This window comes from Stieleria magnilauensis (genome assembly GCA_007753675.1).
Classification (GTDB): domain Bacteria; phylum Planctomycetota; class Planctomycetia; order Pirellulales; family Pirellulaceae; genus Stieleria; species Stieleria magnilauensis.
This window is the reverse complement of record CP036432.1, coordinates 6,847,349-6,865,156: the sequence shown is the minus strand read 5'-3', so window position 1 is coordinate 6,865,156 and position 17,808 is coordinate 6,847,349. Positions and strand designations below refer to the sequence as shown.

Below are 17,808 nucleotides of genomic sequence, written 5' to 3'. Positions count from 1 at the left end.
GGTGCGTGACGATTGGCATGCACCGCATGCCCTACCTCTGACGATTGGCATGCACAGCATGCCCTACATCTGACAATCGGCATGCACAGCATGCCCTACATCTGACAATCGGCATGCACAGCATGCCCTACCTACTTGTCTCCTTGTCTCCTTGTCTCCCAACTCCCCACTACGGCCACACTAACATTTTTCCGATTCCGATGGCGACAGCGGCCAACAGCACGCAACAGATCACCGAGCTGATCAACAGGTACTTGCCTTCCAGCGGCGGAGCCCCTTGGCCGGGGCGTCCTTGTTCCAGGATCGGCGGTCGGCCCTGTCCCAATTGAATGGCCATGCCGGTCCGTCGCGCCCATTCGTCCAGCGACGCCGGCACGCCGAAGTGTTCGTGTTGGGCGGTCGCTTCGGGGTCTGCGTAAAGCCCGCGAAACCCCAGCACGACGCAGACGTAAAACACTTCCAACGCGTCCTTCTGGGGCAGCTCGGTGGCCTTTTGGCTCTGCTCGTAGAACTTGGAAAACGCGCTGGTGCTTTTAAAGATTTGAAATTCCAGCCGGTTCTGCTCCCACCACTTGCTGCCGTCCCAGGCGGCTTCGATCAGCAAATCGTCGACCCAGGCGACCAGTGCGTATTTGGCCAGTTCCCAATCGGGCCGCCGTCCGAGCATGTTTTCGGCGTTGTCGAGCAGGCCGCGGATCTTGGCGCTGGTGTCTTCCGGACTCGGATTCTTATTCGCCTCGATTTCATCCACGACGGACGAAACGTACATGAAGACGGGGTCAACGGCGGCGGCGAATTCTGGCGACATGGAGGAGAAGGGTTGATCCGAGGCGAAGGTGAAAAGCGTAACAGCGGCAAACGGTCTCAGTCTTCAGCGGTGGGGACGGCGAACAAACTCAGTTTGAGCGTGCCTTCGATTCCGTCCACGTTGATTTGCAATTCCTTCTTTCCCTGCAGCGTCGCCAAATTCGCAATCAACGCTTCCTTGAAACGGACGCCCAACCGCGGTGAGTCGTCCGATCGCAGGTCTTCCCAGGCCGGTCCGCTTTTATTGACGCTATAAAACAGCCAATTGTCGCCTTGCGGAAGGGCGCGTGGGGCTTTTGTCTCGGTGATTTTCAATCCGTCTTGGCGAAAGCGGAACATGAAATCGACCTTCTCGCTTTTGCCCAGTTTCCAGTCCAGTCGGCCGATTTCCAGCAATTCACGACACTGTGCCGCCGTGATCCGCTCGTGCTGCACTCCAATGTACCATTCCCAACCCTTGCTCATCCATTTTTGGTCCAGCTGGACTTCTTGTCCTTTTCCGGCGCCGATGAAATCGCGTCGCTCGAATTTGTACTCCTGGACTTCCGTGATCAGTGAGCGGATCTCTTCGAGCACCCAGCGGAAGATGCGCGCCAGATCGTCATGGTCGTACAGCGGGATTTCACCGGGCCGACGATCGGAGCGGAAAATGGAAAGCGATCCGACAATCCGGCAGAGGTCGGTGTAGGCGACGTGGGGGTGGACGCCACGGGCGAACGCCAGCGATCGCAGCGACCCGTAGCCGGAGTTGAGCGCCGTCAACATCAGCAACCGGTTCATGTCACCGGCTTCGGGCGCCCCCTGCATGATGCCCCGCGTGATCACTTGCGAGCTGAGCACTTCGATCTTTTGACCGATGATGTCGTAGACCGCCCGTACATAATCGCGCGCTAATTCCGGCCAGGCGTCACAGCCGAGCACCGGTGGAATGTATTCGTTGTCCAGCTCCGGCGCGGCCTCGGCGGCACCGGAACGTTTGATCCGCGCGATCGGCAGCGTTTCGTAACCGGCCAGATTGTCCGTGCCCAGCAGGATCTGGACGTTCAAGGTCCGCAACGAAATCTCTTGCTCGTTGCCGCCGGCGTTTTCATCTGCGACGGTTCCGGGCAGCCCCACAAAACGATGCTGGCCGCCGCGCTCGGGCAGCGTGTTGGGACGTCCCAGCCGCAGTTTTGGCACGGCCAGAAAGACGTCGATCGATTCGACCTGATCAAACGCATCGGACAGATTTCGCTTGACAGATCCACCTGTCTTACCCAAATCCACACGATCGGGTTGTTGGGCCGAGTCGATCCAGATGACGGTGCCGTCGCGAAGCCGGGCTTGGCATTCGCTCAATTCGAACTGGCCGTTGGCGATCGCTTCACGGCTGAAACTGATCTGCCGAATGCCGTAGTTGTACCCGTGATCGAGCGCAACGTGCTGTCTGGCATTCTCGTCGATACTCCGTTCGGCGGCCTGCATATGATGGGGCCGTAAAAACATCCCCTCTAACCAAGCAACACTCTCGTTGTGCATCGCTGTAGTGTTCTCCTCACCGTGGCTGTCAGAAACCGGGGCTGTCAGTAATCTGCCGTCAGTAATCGCATCGTTGCCATCATTTCCACTCAACGATGATACTCTAGCAGGTGTCGGGTATCGTTCCCACTAGGTAAACTTTTCCCGTAGGGTTCAGTCTTCTTCCGTTGGATCGCATCACAATGAGCACCTCAGGCAAATACGGCGAGCGACAATCGTGGCGGCGTGCCGATAGCGGTCAGGCAGGAAAACGGAAAACGATCAAAGCCTTGCTGACCCTGGTCGCGATCGCTCTGACGTTGCTGTTCGTGTACCTGTTGTTGCCGGGGCCGAATCGGCAACTGATCACGATTCTGGTTTCCAACGACTACGACACCGATGTCGTCACGCCGCCGATGTTCGCCGCCAATGCCCGTGCGGCGTTGAAATCCCAGCTCCAGGCCAACGACTTGCGTGGCAGCTGTGACGTCATCCGCAGCAGCTTTCAGCAAACCGAACTCGTGTCGAAGTATTTGAGTGACCCCGACGACACTGTGATGGTCGTGCTGCGTGGCTACCTGATGCTGGACGGAGAAAAACGACCGTCGCTGGCGTGCAGCGATCTGGCGATCGGATCATCGCCGGAATCCCCCAACGGCCTGTTGCCGCTGACGGAGATCTTGGAACCGCTCGCGGCCGTCGCGTCCAGCTCCTTCGGTGGCACGCGGCTGGTGGTGATCGACGCCGAACCGCTGGCCGCCCAACCGTCGTTGGGTCAATGGAATGATGATGTCTTTGCGCACCTCGATGAAACGATCCGGCAATTGCCCGGCGAGTCGGCCGATCGCTTGTGGGTATTGCTGACGCGCGGACCGATGCAAAACGTCGGTTGGGATGCGAACACTCACTTGCCACTTTCGACGCAGACGCTGTTGGACGGCATTCAGGGCGGCGCGGATCTGAACCGGGATCTGAAAATCGAACTCGACGAGCTGTGTGCGTTTTTCTCCGATCGATACGGACGCATGCCGCGCAACAACGAAACCGACAGCCCTCGCGTGATGCTGCTGCGGGGCGGTGTCGGGCGCGTCGAACCGAACGCGTTGGCCCGCGGCGATTTGGACGTCTGGATCGCGCGGGTCGAACCGGCGGCGGACGAAGAAGACGGCGAGGAGGAAACGCCGGAGGATTCCGGCGCGGTCGCTGATGACCTTGCCGACAAGATTTCTCAATCACGATCTTCCGGCATCACAGCCACTCCCGTCGTGCTGCAGTCCGCAGGCGGCGACGCGGCGAAAGCTGAAAACGCGTCGCCCGCGGCGGGCAGTGCCGGCGGTCAGGCAACCGGTGGTCAGGCAACCGATGGCCAAACCACCGACGGCTCGCCTGCAGCCGCTACCACTGGGACACCCTCCGCCGCCTCGAACCAACCGGCGAACCCATCGGCAGCGCCGGCGGACTCGTCCGCGGCCAGCAACACGTCCGGAAATGTCGCTGACGCAGCGGTCGAGATGACGTTCTGGGACCGACGCGACCAATTCGAGTCGATTCCCCTGGCCAGTTCCGACGGCGAACCCGACGTCAGCCCGGTCGCGCTGGCGCCGCACCTGTGGCGACGCTTGCTGGTCGTGGTGCTCGCCGGTCAGATCAAAGATTTCGACCCGGCGTCTCCCACCCCCACGCCGCGGCAAGTCGCTGAGGACTTGCGGGAACTGCAGCGAATCGTCAAAGGGCAATCGTCGTCCGGCGGAATCAACGACAACATCTCCGATGACATTGTCAGCCGACTGAAACGGCTGGTCTTGAATCATCGGGCGGCGCGCGACGCGACGCGCCCCGATCGGCGACTTCGCACCGCCGATGCCCTGCAGCATGCCGTTGCCGTCGCGCGGTCCCGGCTCTGGTCGTGGCTGGAATTCCAACGCCAAGCGGCCATCGCCGGCGGCCCGATTCCCGACCAGGGGATCGCCGACGCCGCACTGCAAGCCGAACGGGTGCTGGCTGAGGGCGATGGAGCCGAGCGACCCGATCAGGGGACACTCGATCGCCAGCTGTCTCGATTGCATTCGGCGATCAACGTGTTCGATCGCAATGTCGAGGGCGCTGTCAATCAATTGCTGGCCGGGTTTGCCCTCGACGATCCGCCGCGCACCTGGGAACTGAATCGCAACGCCTGGGCCTGGCTGCGGAGCCCGCTGCCGACCGGCGACCAGCGGCGACGGTTAAGGGCGGCGATCAACAGCGCGCGGCTCGACCCGACCGACACGGAAGAGCGAACGGTCAATTTCAGCGACGTCGTGTTCGCCCTGCCCACTCCGTCGCAACGCAGCCGCGACGTGACGATGAAGTATCGGTCCGACCTGGCGCAATTTGAAAAGCCGCGTGACAGCGCGGCCGGTCCCACCGATCCCGCCGGCTGGAAAGCCATCCTGGAACAGGGAAAGGACCAGTCGGGTGCGTTTGCCGACCGGTTCGCGGCGTCGCTGCGGATCGATCCGCGCGTCAACGTCGTCGCTGACCAGCAACCGATCTTGCACGCCATCACGGCCAAGCCCATCGTCCGTATTGCCAGTGTGACGATCTTGGATGACAGCGGTCAGAAACTGGGGGATTCGGCGGTGCTGCGATTGGAAACGATGCAAGACCGCCGCAACTTGACCCTCCGCATTGATCCCGGCCGCGACCAACCGGTTCGGCTATTGGTCAGCGCCGATCTGCGCAGCTCGTCCAATGACTTTGGGCCACCCCGCGCCGAGGTGCTGTGGAAAGACCCCGGCATGGCGACCAGTCGTCCGGGAGAGTCGGTGGCGATCACCATCGACGGCGACTCGTACCGTGATCTGCCGCTGGAGATTCGCCCGGCGACGCTGGCCGAGCGGGGAGTGGATTTGAAACTTCAACTGCAAATCCGCGCCGATCGGGTGAGCGATGAAATCGAAGGCGTCGTCGGCATCCATTCCCTGCCGATCGAATTGCCACGCGAAAATCGATTGCGGCTGGTCGCTTCGTCGCCGCCGGGGATCGGTTGCTCCCGCGAGGTGCTCAGCGACGAAGGCAGTCTGCCGGGCGGGCTCTGGTTGCGGACCTTCAACAGTCGAAAGACGCCGTTTCGATTCGAGTTGTTTAACGAATCCGGCAAGGCGTGCATGGCAAAGGTCTGGCTGATCAAGCTGCCCAAGCCGATGCCGGACACGGTCGCCGCCTACTGGCCCGATTTCGCGGCCAATCTGTATGCCAGCCCCGAGGGAGGCATCTTGGACGAGAAGGGCCGGATCTTGGAAAAATTCTTGCTGCCGACTCAGATTTTGAAAGGCCCCAGCACGCTGGCGATTCCCGCCGACGGCGAGCGTGTCGCGTTGAACTTCCGGGCTCCGGCATCGTCGACCGATGCTGCGGCGGCCCCGGCCGCTGCTTCAGCCCCGGCGACGCCGGGCGACACGCAAACCGACATCAGTCACGGCATGGCATTGGTGTGTCGGTTGGTCGACGCCAATGACAACGTCATGCCCGAGAAAGATCAGATCATCTGCTTGGTCGCCAAGCCGTGGGCGCCGAGCGATTACGTCACCACCAGCGTGTCCTACAACGACGGCGAAGTCGAAGTGAACGTGGAGTTGGAGTTTGACATCGACGGCGACGCTTCACGCGATGCCTTGCCCCAATTGGAAAAGGTGCCGGTCAACGTGCGTTGGGTCCAGGATGACCAGTGGTCGGACTTCAGCGCCGAAACCAGCGATCCCCCGCGCAGTCTGTTTGTGGATCTCAATCCACAAGCCGGCAGAAAACAGGCGTTCTTTCGTGTGCCCGTGGTTCGCCGCAATCGAGAAACCTGGTGCCGACTCGATGTCGACGGTTGGCCGCGTGCGATTCAGCACGTCGTCCAGCACCAACCGGGCGCCATCGGTGCGGCCAAGCTGAAGAACCAGATCAAATTCGGCTCGATCGCGTTGACCCGGCGACCGCAGGGAAACACCGAGCAGCCGACGACGTCGTACCACTGGCCGGAGAACGAAGTTTATTTCAAGGGTGACGGCGACCAGTTGATCGCCACGATCAAGGCGGATTTCGGTTTCCTGACGCGGACCAGCGATCCCGAGGTCGCGGTGGATGTCGAAGGCCGTCGGTTCACCGGCTACAAGACCGATCGATTCATTCGCACGACGGCCAGCCCGCTGTCCGGCGATGGCGTCATCACGCTGACCACCCAGGTCAGTGACATCCAGGTCGAACTCAGCCAGGGCCGCTATCGCGATGAACGCATTCCGATCGAGGCCACGCTCAAACTGGACAATATTGAACAGGAGAGCGCATCGATCACGGCGGTGCTCGATTCCACGCCCCCGGACAAGAATCTGATCGCCATCACCCCGCGACAACGCGGCCCCTACTACGACGGGGCGACGCTGGAATTTTCCGTCACCGCCAGCGACTTGGGGGCGAAAGCCGCGGGGATTTCACGCCTGGAAATCGGGCTCGACACGACTCAGGACGGCAACGCGAATACCAAGCAAGTCGAACACGTCTTTGACCCACCGGCCTCGCCCGCCGTCCTGCCGGCCGGCAAGTCGCAGTTCAAATTCCAAGTCGCCGGCGAATACGCCGTCGTCGTGCGCGCCATCGACGCGGCCGGTAATGAGAGCAGCAATCGGTATCCGATCACGGTCGTGAAAAAGCCGACACCGGCTGATACACCCGGCGGGGGGCCGGTTGCGCCGAAGGTCAAGATGGGCTGGCTGCACGGGGTGCTCGACACGCGCGCGGGAATGAACGGGACGTTGTTCCTGAGCCCCGCCCCGGCACCGGTCAACAGCAAAGAAAAAACGATCCTGGGTCAGGACAAGCGTTTCGATTTCGGGCCGTTGCCCGAAGGCAAGTACAGCTTGAAATTTAAGGGGACCAAACAAAACACCAGCGTGACGTTGACCTGGAAAGACTTGGAGATCGACACCACGCCCAAGAAGTCGAAACCGCTGTCGCTGAATCTTGATCAGGCTGAAACGGAATAACGGAATCGTCGTGGCGAAGCCGGCGCCATCGCTTTCCCTGCGTTGCCTCGATTGACACGTGATTTCGGATTTTCAAGATTTCAACTCAGAATCAAGCAACAAATCCGGTGGTGGGTCGAGAACGGTAGTGTGCATGGCGGCGAGAGAATTCGCCCACGCAAAACACTTCCGGTTTCCATCCTCTCCACGTAAGGAACTGATCATGGCTGCTTACATTAAGTTTGATGGCGTTGACGGCGAATGCAAAGACAAGGACCACAAAGGGTGGAGCGACTTGCTGTCGTTCAGCCAAGCGGTTCATCAACCCGGCGGTTCGGCCACCGGTGCGACACGGCGTCGCGGCGACGTTATCATGGAAGACATCTCGTGCACCAAGGAACTGGACAAATCGAGCCCGAAAATCGCCGAATCGGTGTGCAAGGGCAAGGTCTATCCGAAGGTCGAAATCGATGTCACCGCGTCGTATACCGACGCAGGACGCGTGACGTACTACCGCTACGAACTGACCAATGTGTTGGTGACCAGCTACAGCATCGGCGGTGCCGGCCAAAGCGAATCGGTGCCGACCGAAGACTTCTCCTTGAACTTCGAAGAAATCAAGGTGACCTACACCGAGAACGATTCCAAGGGCAAGAAGAAAGGCAACGTCGAGTACTCGTGGAAGGTCGAAGAAGGCGAATCTTGATCGCTCTTCCCGAGTTCGGATTAACAACGGTCCGTTCGTCCCCGGCGACGAACGGGCCCGTTGGCGTTCACAGCGATCGCACTGACAACTCGTTCCCTGGCGGAGCCCGGGACATGATGGGTAGCGGCGGCTCACCTTGCACTCGCCCCAGCATCCTGATCACACACCACACCTTGACCGAGCCATGGCACTTCAACAGCAAAATCGGCTCCTGAATCTCAACACGGTTCTCGGTGGCGATGTGCTATTGCTCACGTCGTTCACCGGCAGCGAAGAAATGGGGCGGCTGTTTCGTTACCAATTGGAAATGATCAGCGACGACCCCGGCATCAAGCCCCAAGACATCGTCGGTACGGCCATCGGCTGGAGCGTCGAACTGGCCGACAACTCGCGGCGGCACTGGCACGGTTTCGTCAAAAGCCTCTCCCGCGGCGACGTCGACGGACAAGACCGCCGCAACTATCGCGTCGAAGTCGTCCCTTGGCTGTGGTTCTTGACCCAGACCAGCGACTGCAAAATCTTTCAAGACACCAAGGTCCCCGACATCCTCGATGAAGTCCTCGGTGAATACAGCTTTGCCGATTACAAGTCGGACTTCCTGCTCGATCACAAGGAATGGGAATACTGCGTTCAGTACCGTGAGACCGATTTCAATTTCTTGTCGCGGCTGATGGAACAGGAAGGGATCTTTTATTATTTCAAACACTCCGAAGGTGCTCACCAAATGGTGATCACCGATCACAAAGACGGTTACTACACGCTGCCGGAAGCCGAAGTCGATTTTCCCGATGACATCGGCTCGCGCGCGATCGACGACCACCTGACCAGCTGGGAACGCAAGTACGAATTTGTGCCCGGGAAATGGGTGCAACGTGACTACAACTTTAAAACCCCCAGCGATGATTTGATCACCGACACGGGGACCGTCGTCGATCTGCCTGAAGTCGGCAACTACGAAATGTACGACTATCCGGGCGAATATCCCGACAAGGGCGTCGGCGGCGGCGAAACCCGGTTGCGGATCGAGGCCGAAGAGACGCGTCATGACATCGTGTCGGCGACCAGCCTGTGCAAAACCTTCCAGGCCGGCGGTCGCTTCACCGTCGATCAACATCGCGACAGCGAGGAACAAGGTGCCGAAGTGGTGATCACCGCGATCCAGCACTCCGCCAGCGAGCCGATGGCCTATGAGACCGGCGGCGACGGCGGCATGGCCTATCGCAACTCGATCACCTGCCTGCCGTCTTCACGCGTTTTTCGAACGCCACGCAGCACCGCCAAACCGATCATCAGCGGCGTGCAAACGGCGATCGTCACCGGTCCGCCGGGCGAGGAGATTTATCCGGACGAATTCGGCCGCGTGAAATGCCAGTTCCACTGGGACCGCTACGGCCAGAAAGACGACAAGAGCAGTTGCTGGATCCGCGTTTCGCAGGTCCATGCCGGTTCCGGTTTCGGCGGCATCAGCATTCCTCGCATCGACGAGGAAGTCGTCGTCAGTTTCCTCGAAGGCGATCCCGATCGACCGCTGGTCACCGGTCGTGTTTATCACGCCCAAAACATGCCGCCTTTCGGATTGCCCGATTCCAAGAACATCAGCGGGCTGAAATCAAACAGCACCAAGGGCGGCGGCGGATACAACGAGTACGTCATGGACGACACCAAAGGCAACGAACTGATCCGCGAGCACGCTCAGTTCGATAAAGATTCGACCATCGAAAACGATCTCCGCGAACACGTGCTCAACAACCGCACCCGAGATGTGTCGGTCGACGAAGCGGTCAGTATCGGCAGCAACCAAGAAATCAACGTCGGTGCCAACCGCACCGTGAACGTGGGCGCCAATCAAGAAGTCACCATCGGGTCCAATTCGTCCCTCAGTGTCGGTTCCAATCGGGACACGACCGTCGGAGGCAACCGGACGTTGAACGTGACCGGATCGCAAGAGGATAACACCGGCGCCAGTCGATCGACGTCAGTCGGAGCGTCGGACACACTCAATGTCGGAGCCGCGCTGGAAATCAATGCCGGCTCCGCGATCAGGCTGATCGTCGGCGGGTCGTCGATCGAGATCGGACCGAGTGGAATCAAAATCTCTGGGCCGATGGTGGACGTCATGGGCGCCGGCCCGGTCACCATCACCGGCGCCGTCGTGAAGGTCAACTCCTAGGATTACAGGCAGCGAAATTGATGACACAGACGTCCACGAAGACGGATTCCGCCGCCGAGGCAACGACGCTGCCGCTGCGGCACGGCCAGTCGATTCAAGTGCAAACCGACGGCGACCAACAGACCTTGCACCTGATGTCCGTCGACGGCAAATGCCGGCTGGAAATCCAGATCACCGAGGCCGGGCCGGTGCTGATGCTCGGCGGCGCGGGGCTACAGGTCTCCGTTGATGGAACGCTGGCCTTCGATGCCGGCCACGTCGCGATCCATGGCCGCGATTCCCTGTCGTTGTCGACCGACGGCGATTTAAGCCTGAAAAGCGCCGGCAAGATGCACTCCAGCGGCCACACCCAATGCATCGAATCGCAGCGTGGAGATGTTCAAGTGACGGCCAACGATGATGTGCGGCTGACGGGGGAACGCGTGCGCGTGAACTGTTAGATGATCCAATGCAACTAGAAAACTCAACCCGGTTCCCGGCGCTGTTGTTTCGCGGCGCCATCGACGAAGACCGATTCTGCGCGTCGGTGACCTGTCGCGCGACCTACGATCTGACCACAAATGGGTTGGTGCTGTCCGAGGAACAACCCTGGATCGTTTCCGCCGAACCCTGGGAAGGGCCACATGGCGGGCCGATGGATTCCGACGAAGTGTTTTATCGCGGCGGTGTGGACGTCTTGGTCTTCGGCCAGGCATGCGCCTTCGGCAACGACCCGACGCGCGGCCAGGTGGTCGTTCGCGTGGGAGATTCGTTTCAATCCGCGGTCGCCGTGTTTGGTGATCGTGTCTGGGTCGAGCGAGAAGGCGAACTGGTCCCCGGCCCACCGGAAAGGTTTCAATCCATGCCGCTGGAATTGAGTCGAGCTTACGGCGGAAAAGACGTTTGGGATGAACTCGACATCCCCTTTGCAGACAACCCCGACGGCCGCGGCTACTACCTTTCGCGGGACAGCGCGGTCGGGTCGCCGCTGCCGAATTTGGAAGACCCCGCCAACCCGCTCGTGAACTGGGAGGACCAACCCGAACCCGTTGCGACCGGCACGGTGCCGATGGCGTTCGGTCCCAAGCTGAAACGGTTCATGGTGATCGACGAAGTCACCGGTGAAATGAAGAAACTCGATCCGCGGTTCTTCAACAGTGCATTTCCCAACTTGATCGTCGATTCGGTTCGTCCCGGTGATTCGGTTGTGGTCGAAGGCATTTTTCCGCACGGGTCCATCGCGTTTCAAGTTCCCGATCTGGATCTGGAAGTGATGCTGCAATTCGATGAGGAAGAAATCGTCGCGCCGCTACAAATCGACCAGATCGGAATCGAGTGTGAACGCAAACGTGTCTTCATCGGATGGAGATACCCGTTTCGCTATCGCTTTTACCCGCTGCAAAAACGACGCTGTGTCTTGCGATCCAGGCAGCAAGACGTCCGTGAACGACAGCCGATGGCGACCGCAACGCCGGATTCAGGAGCAGATCAATGCACGCCGTGATGAAGCACTGGCACCCGATGATGGGCATTGATTTTCATATCCCCTGGCCGCCGGGTTCGCCCGCGCCGGCCCCTTCGCCGGTCCCCTACCGCACGGGTATGGTGTTGATCGGCACCAGCATGATCGCCTCGTATGCGCCGACCCACCTGAGCATGGGCTATGGAATGTCCATGCAACAGGGCACCGATATCGGTTTTCTGATCCCGCATATCGGTCCGCCAAGTGTGTTAATGGCCATTGAGATTCCGCTCAGTTCATCCAAGTCCTATTTCGGCGTGGCACGCTATCCCATCGAAGGCAAACCGATCTGTGTCGCGATGTCGCTGATGGTCAACATGAATTTGAACTGTGGCACACCGATCCCCACACCGACCGGGATGGTGCTGGCGTTGAACACGCACATGGTCGCAATGTCGCTGGCCGACATGATCTACGGCAGCGTGCACATGTTGCTTGATTTTGGACTGCAGTCGCTCTTGCAGTGGGCCGGCGGCAGGGCCGGAGGAATGATTGCGGCAAGGTTTGAAATGCAGATCGCGTACCTGACGTACCGCTTCGGTCCCCAGTTGTTGTCCAAAGCCGCCGCCAAAGCGTTCTTGCGGTCTTCCGGACGAAGCATCAAGGGGCGTGACATCAACCGCTTGGCTCGCGAATTTGCCGATTCACACAACGCGCGGGTTCAAACCGGTCGCAACGCGGTGCCCAGCTTGACCAGTGAACTGGCCGGCAACATCACCGGTTGGTTCACCGGCGGACCGATGGGCGCCGACAACGCGACCATCGGCGGTCCCACGCTGGTTGACCAGGTGGGCGTCGGCGGAACACCCGTCGGAGACATTCCGACCTCGTTAGCCCAGGGCGCCGCCGACTACGTGAACACACCGAGTGTTCCCGAACATCCCTCCTCGCCGCCGGCGTGTTCATCGCCCGACGCTGGACCGCCGGCACCTGACGCTGGGCCACCGGCACCGGATGCTGTACCGCCGGCACCGGATGCTGGGCCGCCGGCACCGGACGCTGGGCCGCCGGCACCGGACGCTGGGCCGCCGGCCGACGGCGGCAGCGATGCGCCCAACGCGTCCTACCCGCCAGACGATGGCGGCGTCTGCGGACCTGACCCGCCGGGGGCGAACGAATGAATCCAAGTCCATCGCAACCGGAGCCGTCGACCGAAGAGCTTCCCGTGGCCACACAGGTTTCTGGCAGGGCGTCCAACGGGGATTTCATCCTTTCCGTCTTGGCCAAACGCACGTATCGAATGGTCGACAACCACTGGTACGTCGATGAAGAACAGGAGCCGCTGTTCGGCGACCCGCTCGCCAATGCCGATCATCCCGCGTTGATGCAGCGCGACACCGATCTTCATCCCCAGAAAGAAAAAACCGACGTTATCATCAAAGGACACGCGTACGGGAACGGCCGAACCGCGTTCTTGGCCGGCGTTGCCGTTGGCGAGCATCGGATGATGATTCACGTCAGCGGCGACCGGATCGCGGATCGTTCACCGGCGGACCGTTTGCAGTTTTCTTCGCCCCAGCCGGTCGCCAAGATTCCGCTCTGCTATTCACGCGCCTATGGCGGTGTCGACACGGTGTCGGAAAAGAAATATGGAAACCCGTTTCTGGAACTCGCCGACCAGTATCGTGGTACCGATATCGATCTGGACGCGGCCAGTCCGTTTCGCTATCCGCGCAACGGCGGCGGTATGGGCTACCTGATGGAGTTTGATCCCGCGTCGTTCGAGCCCATTCCGCTACCCAATCTCGAAAACCCTTCTCAATTGCTGACGCCCGAAACGCTGCTTTACGGCGACGTGGATCAGTGGCCCTTGATGCCGCTGCCGGCCGCGACCGATTGGCTCGATTACGGCGCGTTTCCCCGCAATGCCTTGATGGGCTTTGTCCCGTTGTTTGACCCGCAGATCACCACGGTGCTTGAAATCCAGGCGGGCTATGTGCCCGCAGAGATCTGGGACGAAGACTTTCACGGCAACCCGTCGACCTACATCGCGGGCCTCAACGGGGCTTCGTTGCCGTTGCAATTGCCCCACCTGACCGGCGGCGAATCGGTGATACTTCGCAACATGCATCCTCAGTTTGAACAATGGCGGTTTGACTTGCCCGGCGAGACGCCGACGCTGCGAACCGATGGCAGGCAAGGAAAACTCAACGACACCCAACCGGTCATTCACACCGTCGTGATCGATCCGGATAAACAACGAATGACGATCCTTTGGCGAGGCTCGGCAAAAGCGCTGCGGCCGTATCTGCCGGATGAATTAGAACGCATGCCATTTGAGGTGATTTGGCCCTGATGCGGATGATCGTTCGCGTAACATCGGACATGCACCACGGTCGTCGGTTCTGGCTGCGAACGGGACAGAAAGTCGATGTGGGTAGCGCCGAGTCCGCCGAAAAGGTTTTTCCGCGATCCGGGCTGTTGCCCAATCACTTCCGTATGGAATGTGGGTTTAGCGATTGTACGTTGACCGCGCTCGGTGGGCTGACGCTCTGCAACGGCGTGCCGGTGGGGCAATCCACCCTCGCCGACGGTGATCGGATCGAAGCCGGTCAAATGCAGTTTGACGTCGAGATTAGTGGTGCAAAAAAAGCGTCGGCAGCAGCCAATTCGGTGCAAAGGGCCTCCGCAAGTCCGACCACGCGCACGGGGAAGGGACAGCTCGACAACGACGACGGCGGCGTGTGGCACATCGTGCGGGCGAGCGACCAGGCGACGCTGCTACAGGCGACGCCGACCGGCGACAACGATCCGCTGACTCGTTATCGATCGATGATCGCGGCGACCGATCCCGCTGCGTCGATCAGAGTGTTTCAATTGATGCCGCCGGGTGCATTGATATCGCAGGACGCATTGGTATCGCAAGACGCGGCGCACGCTGATGCTGCGGCAACGAGGATTTTTGTCGCGCAACATCTCCGCGGAGAAGACCAGGAGCGGTTGTCTGTGTCCTTGCATCAAATCCTGGATCCACTGGAGCATTTGCCCCCGGATCGCCTACAGGGCATCGTCGGCTGGATCACACGGTGCGACGACGACGCGATTGCGCGTGTTCTGGGGTTGGCCGCGCAAGGCCGTGGCGCCCCGCTGGAACGGCCGCACCCGGAGTGGATGCTCTGCAGCGCGGATCCGGCCGAGTTGTCACAGTTGCTTGCCGATTGCAGTGCTTCGTTTCTCGACAATTTGGTGGACGGATTTGATCTCGTTTGGGTCCAGTGCGGAGATCCGCCGCAGTACTTTGTCCTGGTCAAAACGGACTTTTCTGGTTTTTTCCATTTCGAGCCGCAACAATCTCGCCGATGACCCGAGAACGGTAGTGTGCATCGCGGCGAAACAGCTCGCCCAGCAATGAATCACTACTTTTTTGCGTTTCCCCACTCAAGGAACATACGATGGCTGCTTACATTAAATTTGATGGCGTCGACGGCGAATGTAAAGATAAAGATCACAAGGGATGGAGCGATCTGCTGTCGTTCAGCCAAGCAGTTCATCAACCCGGCGGTTCGGCCACCGGTTCGACGCGACGCCGCGGCGACGTGATCCTGGAAGACATCTCGTGTGCCAAGGAATTGGACAAATCGAGTCCGAAAATCGCCGAATCGGTCTGCAAGGGCAAGGTCTATCCCAAGGTGGAAATCGACGTGACCGCGTCGTACACCGATGCAGGACGCGTGACGTATTACCGTTACGAACTGACCAACGTGCTGGTGACCAGTTACAGCATCGGCGGGGCGGGGCAAAGCGAATCGGTGCCGACGGAAGACTTCTCCTTGAACTTCGAAGAAATCAAGGTGACCTACACCGAAAACGATTCCAAGGGCAAGAAGAAGGGCAACGTCGAGTACTCCTGGAAGGTCGAAGAAGGCGAAAGCTGATCGATCGCCCCGACGTCTTGATTGCGACGGTCCGTTTGCCGCTGCGGTGAACGGGCCCGTTTGCGTTGGCGACGGACAACTCGTTCCCGGACGCTGCCTGGGAATCAATCTGGTATCGGCGGCTCTTGTTCACTTCGCCTATGATTGCTGATCTCACACCTCACCTCGATTGAGCCATGGCACTTCAACAGCAAAACCGCCTCCTGAATCTGACCACGGTTCTCGGTGACGATGTGCTTTTGCTCACGTCCTTCACCGGCAATGAAGAGATGGGTCGGCTGTTTCACTATCAGTTGGAGATGATCAGCGATGATCCCGGCATCAAGCCGCAAGACATCGTCGGCACGCCGATCGGTTGGAGCATCGAACTGGCTGACAATTCCAGACGCCACTGGCATGGCTTCGTCAAAAGTCTCTCGCGGGGCGACGTCGATGGGCAGGACCGTCGCAACTACCGCGTCGAAGTCGTGCCGTGGCTCTGGTTCTTGACTCAAACCAGCGATTGCAAGATTTTTCAAGACACCAAAGTCCCCGATATCATCGACGAAGTGCTCGGTGAGTACGGCTTTGCCGACTACAACCCCGACTTTCAGCTCGAACACAAAGAGTGGGAGTACTGCGTTCAATACCGCGAAACCGATTTCAATTTCTTGTCGCGGCTGATGGAACAGGAAGGCATCTTCTATTACTTCAAGCACTCCGAGGGTGCTCACCAGATGGTGATCACCGATCATAAAGACGGCTACTTCACCCTGCCGGAAGCCAACGTCGATTTCCCCGATGACATCGGAACCCGCGCGATCGACGACCATCTGACCAGTTGGGAACGCAAGTACCAATTCGTTCCTGGGAAATGGGCTCAACGGGACTATAACTTCAAAACACCGACCGACACGCTGGGGACCGACACGGGAACCGTCGTCGACCTGCCCGAAGTCAGCAACTACGAGATGTACGACTATCCCGGCGAATACCCCGACAAAGGCGTCGGCGGCGGCGAAACCCGGTTGCGAATCGAGGCCGAAGAAACGCGTCACGACATCGTTTCGGCGACCAGCCTGTGCAAGACCTTCCAGGCCGGCGGGCGTTTTACCGTCGATCAACATCGCGACAGCGATGAACAAGGCGCCGAAGTGGTGATCACGGCGATCCAACACGCCGGCAGCGAACCGATGGGCTATGAATCCGGCGGCGGTGGCGAGGGGTTCATGTATCGCAACTCGATCACGTGTCTGCCCGCATCACGCGTCTTTCGGACACCACGCAGCACCGCCAAACCGATCATCAGTGGCGTGCAAACGGCAATCGTGACCGGTCCGGCCGGCGAAGAAATCTATCCGGATGAATACGGCCGCGTGAAATGCCAGTTTCACTGGGACCGCTATGGCCAGAACGACGACAAGAGCAGCTGCTGGATCCGCGTCTCGCAGGTCCACGCCGGATCCGGCTTCGGCGGCATCGACATTCCGCGGATCGACCAGGAAGTCGTCGTCAGTTTTCTCGAAGGCGACCCGGATCGACCACTGATCACCGGACGTGTTTATCACGCCCAAAACATGCCGCCCTGGGACTTGCCGGCCAACAAGACCCAAAGCGGCTACCTGTCACGGAGCAGCAAGGGCGGTGGCAAAGACAACGCCAACGCGATCCGTTTCGAAGACCTCAAGGGCGAAGAACAACTTTGGATTCACGCTGAAAAAAATCAAGACATCGAAGTCGAAAACGATGAAACCCACTGGGTCGGGCGAGATCGAAAGAAAACCATTGATCGCGATGAAGACACCGAAGTCAAAGGCAACCGAACAGAGGTCGTCAGAAAAAATGAAACGATCACCGTTCATGGAAGTCGAACCGAAACGGTGCATGCCGAAGAGCAATTGAGTGTCAAAGGCAATCGACGCGAGACGATCTCGAAAGACCACACGCTGGTGATCGACGGAAAACGCACCGAGACCACGGCAAAAAATGAAACACTGAGCGTCAAAGGCGAGCGGTCACGAAGTGTCAGCAAGGACGAGAACATCTCCATCGATGGAAATCAAACGATCGGCGTCGGTAAAAGTGCGTCTCTGGACGCGGGCAAGGCCATCCTGATCAATGCCGGTGATTCCATCACGCTGAAAACCGGCAAGGCATCGATCGAAATGAAAAAGGATGGCACCATCAAAATCTCGGGCAAAGACATCACGATCACCGGCAGCGGGAAAATCACCGCCAAGGCGAGCGGGAAAATGACGCTCAAGGGCAGCAAGATCGCGGAGAACTAA

Annotated in this window: 12 protein-coding genes; 10 read left to right on the top strand and 2 right to left on the bottom strand. The window is 59.6% G+C overall.

Annotated features, from left to right (window positions below):
• Positions 1–169: 169 nt before the first annotated feature.
• Together TBK1r_RS24565 and tssK are read right to left on the bottom strand one after the other, a co-directional pair.
• Complete coding sequence (locus TBK1r_RS24565) at positions 170–808, bottom strand: DotU family type IV/VI secretion system protein (RefSeq protein WP_095736234.1); 639 nt, start codon at positions 806–808, stop codon at positions 170–172.
• Positions 809–864: 56 nt separating this feature from the next.
• Entirely contained in the window at positions 865–2,325 is a 1,461-nt protein-coding gene (tssK, locus tag TBK1r_RS24560) for a type VI secretion system baseplate subunit TssK (protein ID WP_145216858.1), read from the bottom strand.
• A 182-nt stretch (positions 2,326–2,507) separates the two neighbouring features.
• Between tssK and TBK1r_RS24555 the strand changes: the two genes are divergently transcribed.
• The 10 genes from TBK1r_RS24555 (at position 2,508) to TBK1r_RS24510 (ending at position 17,808) form a co-directional block, all read left to right on the top strand.
• The gene (locus TBK1r_RS24555; protein WP_145216855.1) at positions 2,508–7,310 is read left to right on the top strand and encodes a hypothetical protein; all 4,803 of its coding nucleotides are present in this window, start codon (positions 2,508–2,510) and stop codon (positions 7,308–7,310) included.
• Between the two features lie 202 nt (positions 7,311–7,512).
• On the top strand, positions 7,513–7,995 hold the full coding sequence (locus tag TBK1r_RS24550; RefSeq protein ID WP_095736237.1) for an Hcp family type VI secretion system effector: 483 nt from the start codon (positions 7,513–7,515) through the stop codon (positions 7,993–7,995).
• Between the two features lie 184 nt (positions 7,996–8,179).
• Positions 8,180–10,165: a type VI secretion system Vgr family protein gene (locus TBK1r_RS24545; RefSeq protein WP_145216847.1), complete on the top strand. Its 1,986-nt coding sequence runs from the start codon at positions 8,180–8,182 to the stop codon at positions 10,163–10,165.
• A gap of 20 nt (positions 10,166–10,185) precedes the next feature.
• On the top strand, positions 10,186–10,605 hold the full coding sequence (locus TBK1r_RS24540; RefSeq protein ID WP_145216844.1) for a hypothetical protein: 420 nt from the start codon (positions 10,186–10,188) through the stop codon (positions 10,603–10,605).
• A gap of 8 nt (positions 10,606–10,613) precedes the next feature.
• Positions 10,614–11,648 carry a DUF2169 family type VI secretion system accessory protein gene (locus tag TBK1r_RS24535; protein ID WP_145216841.1) on the top strand — a complete coding sequence of 345 codons (1,035 nt, stop codon included), beginning with the start codon at positions 10,614–10,616 and terminating at the stop codon, positions 11,646–11,648.
• The gene (locus tag TBK1r_RS39070) at positions 11,636–12,787 is read left to right on the top strand and encodes a hypothetical protein (protein ID WP_419580354.1); all 1,152 of its coding nucleotides are present in this window, start codon (positions 11,636–11,638) and stop codon (positions 12,785–12,787) included. Before TBK1r_RS24535 ends, TBK1r_RS39070 begins: the two co-directional genes overlap by 13 nt.
• Positions 12,784–13,962 carry a DUF2169 family type VI secretion system accessory protein gene (locus TBK1r_RS24525; RefSeq protein ID WP_145216838.1) on the top strand — a complete coding sequence of 393 codons (1,179 nt, stop codon included), beginning with the start codon at positions 12,784–12,786 and terminating at the stop codon, positions 13,960–13,962. The genes TBK1r_RS39070 and TBK1r_RS24525 overlap by 4 nt, the downstream gene beginning before the upstream one ends.
• A complete protein-coding gene (locus tag TBK1r_RS24520; protein ID WP_419580353.1) occupies positions 13,962–14,969 on the top strand; it encodes a hypothetical protein in 1,008 nt (335 codons plus the stop codon). Before TBK1r_RS24525 ends, TBK1r_RS24520 begins: the two co-directional genes overlap by 1 nt.
• 89 nt (positions 14,970–15,058) lie before the next feature.
• Positions 15,059–15,541, top strand: a complete 483-nt coding sequence (locus TBK1r_RS24515; RefSeq protein ID WP_095736244.1) for an Hcp family type VI secretion system effector — start codon at positions 15,059–15,061, stop codon at positions 15,539–15,541.
• Positions 15,542–15,717: 176 nt separating this feature from the next.
• The gene (locus TBK1r_RS24510; protein ID WP_145216831.1) at positions 15,718–17,808 is read left to right on the top strand and encodes a type VI secretion system Vgr family protein; all 2,091 of its coding nucleotides are present in this window, start codon (positions 15,718–15,720) and stop codon (positions 17,806–17,808) included.

Bases quoted from the DNA above. Each gene is read 5' to 3' on its own strand.
- TBK1r_RS24540 (WP_145216844.1), top strand. From the start codon at position 10,186: ATGACACAGACGTCCACGAAGACGGATTCCGCCGCCGAGGCAACGACG.
- TBK1r_RS24520 (WP_419580353.1), top strand. From the start codon at position 13,962: ATGCGGATGATCGTTCGCGTAACATCGGACATGCACCACGGTCGTCGG.
- TBK1r_RS24565 (WP_095736234.1), bottom strand. From the start codon at position 808: ATGTCGCCAGAATTCGCCGCCGCCGTTGACCCCGTCTTCATGTACGTT.
- TBK1r_RS24510 (WP_145216831.1), top strand. From the start codon at position 15,718: ATGGCACTTCAACAGCAAAACCGCCTCCTGAATCTGACCACGGTTCTC.
- TBK1r_RS24515 (WP_095736244.1), top strand. From the start codon at position 15,059: ATGGCTGCTTACATTAAATTTGATGGCGTCGACGGCGAATGTAAAGAT.
- TBK1r_RS24535 (WP_145216841.1), top strand. From the start codon at position 10,614: ATGCAACTAGAAAACTCAACCCGGTTCCCGGCGCTGTTGTTTCGCGGC.
- tssK (WP_145216858.1), bottom strand. From the start codon at position 2,325: ATGCACAACGAGAGTGTTGCTTGGTTAGAGGGGATGTTTTTACGGCCC.
- TBK1r_RS24550 (WP_095736237.1), top strand. From the start codon at position 7,513: ATGGCTGCTTACATTAAGTTTGATGGCGTTGACGGCGAATGCAAAGAC.
- TBK1r_RS24555 (WP_145216855.1), top strand. From the start codon at position 2,508: ATGAGCACCTCAGGCAAATACGGCGAGCGACAATCGTGGCGGCGTGCC.
- TBK1r_RS24545 (WP_145216847.1), top strand. From the start codon at position 8,180: ATGGCACTTCAACAGCAAAATCGGCTCCTGAATCTCAACACGGTTCTC.
- TBK1r_RS39070 (WP_419580354.1), top strand. From the start codon at position 11,636: ATGCACGCCGTGATGAAGCACTGGCACCCGATGATGGGCATTGATTTT.
- TBK1r_RS24525 (WP_145216838.1), top strand. From the start codon at position 12,784: ATGAATCCAAGTCCATCGCAACCGGAGCCGTCGACCGAAGAGCTTCCC.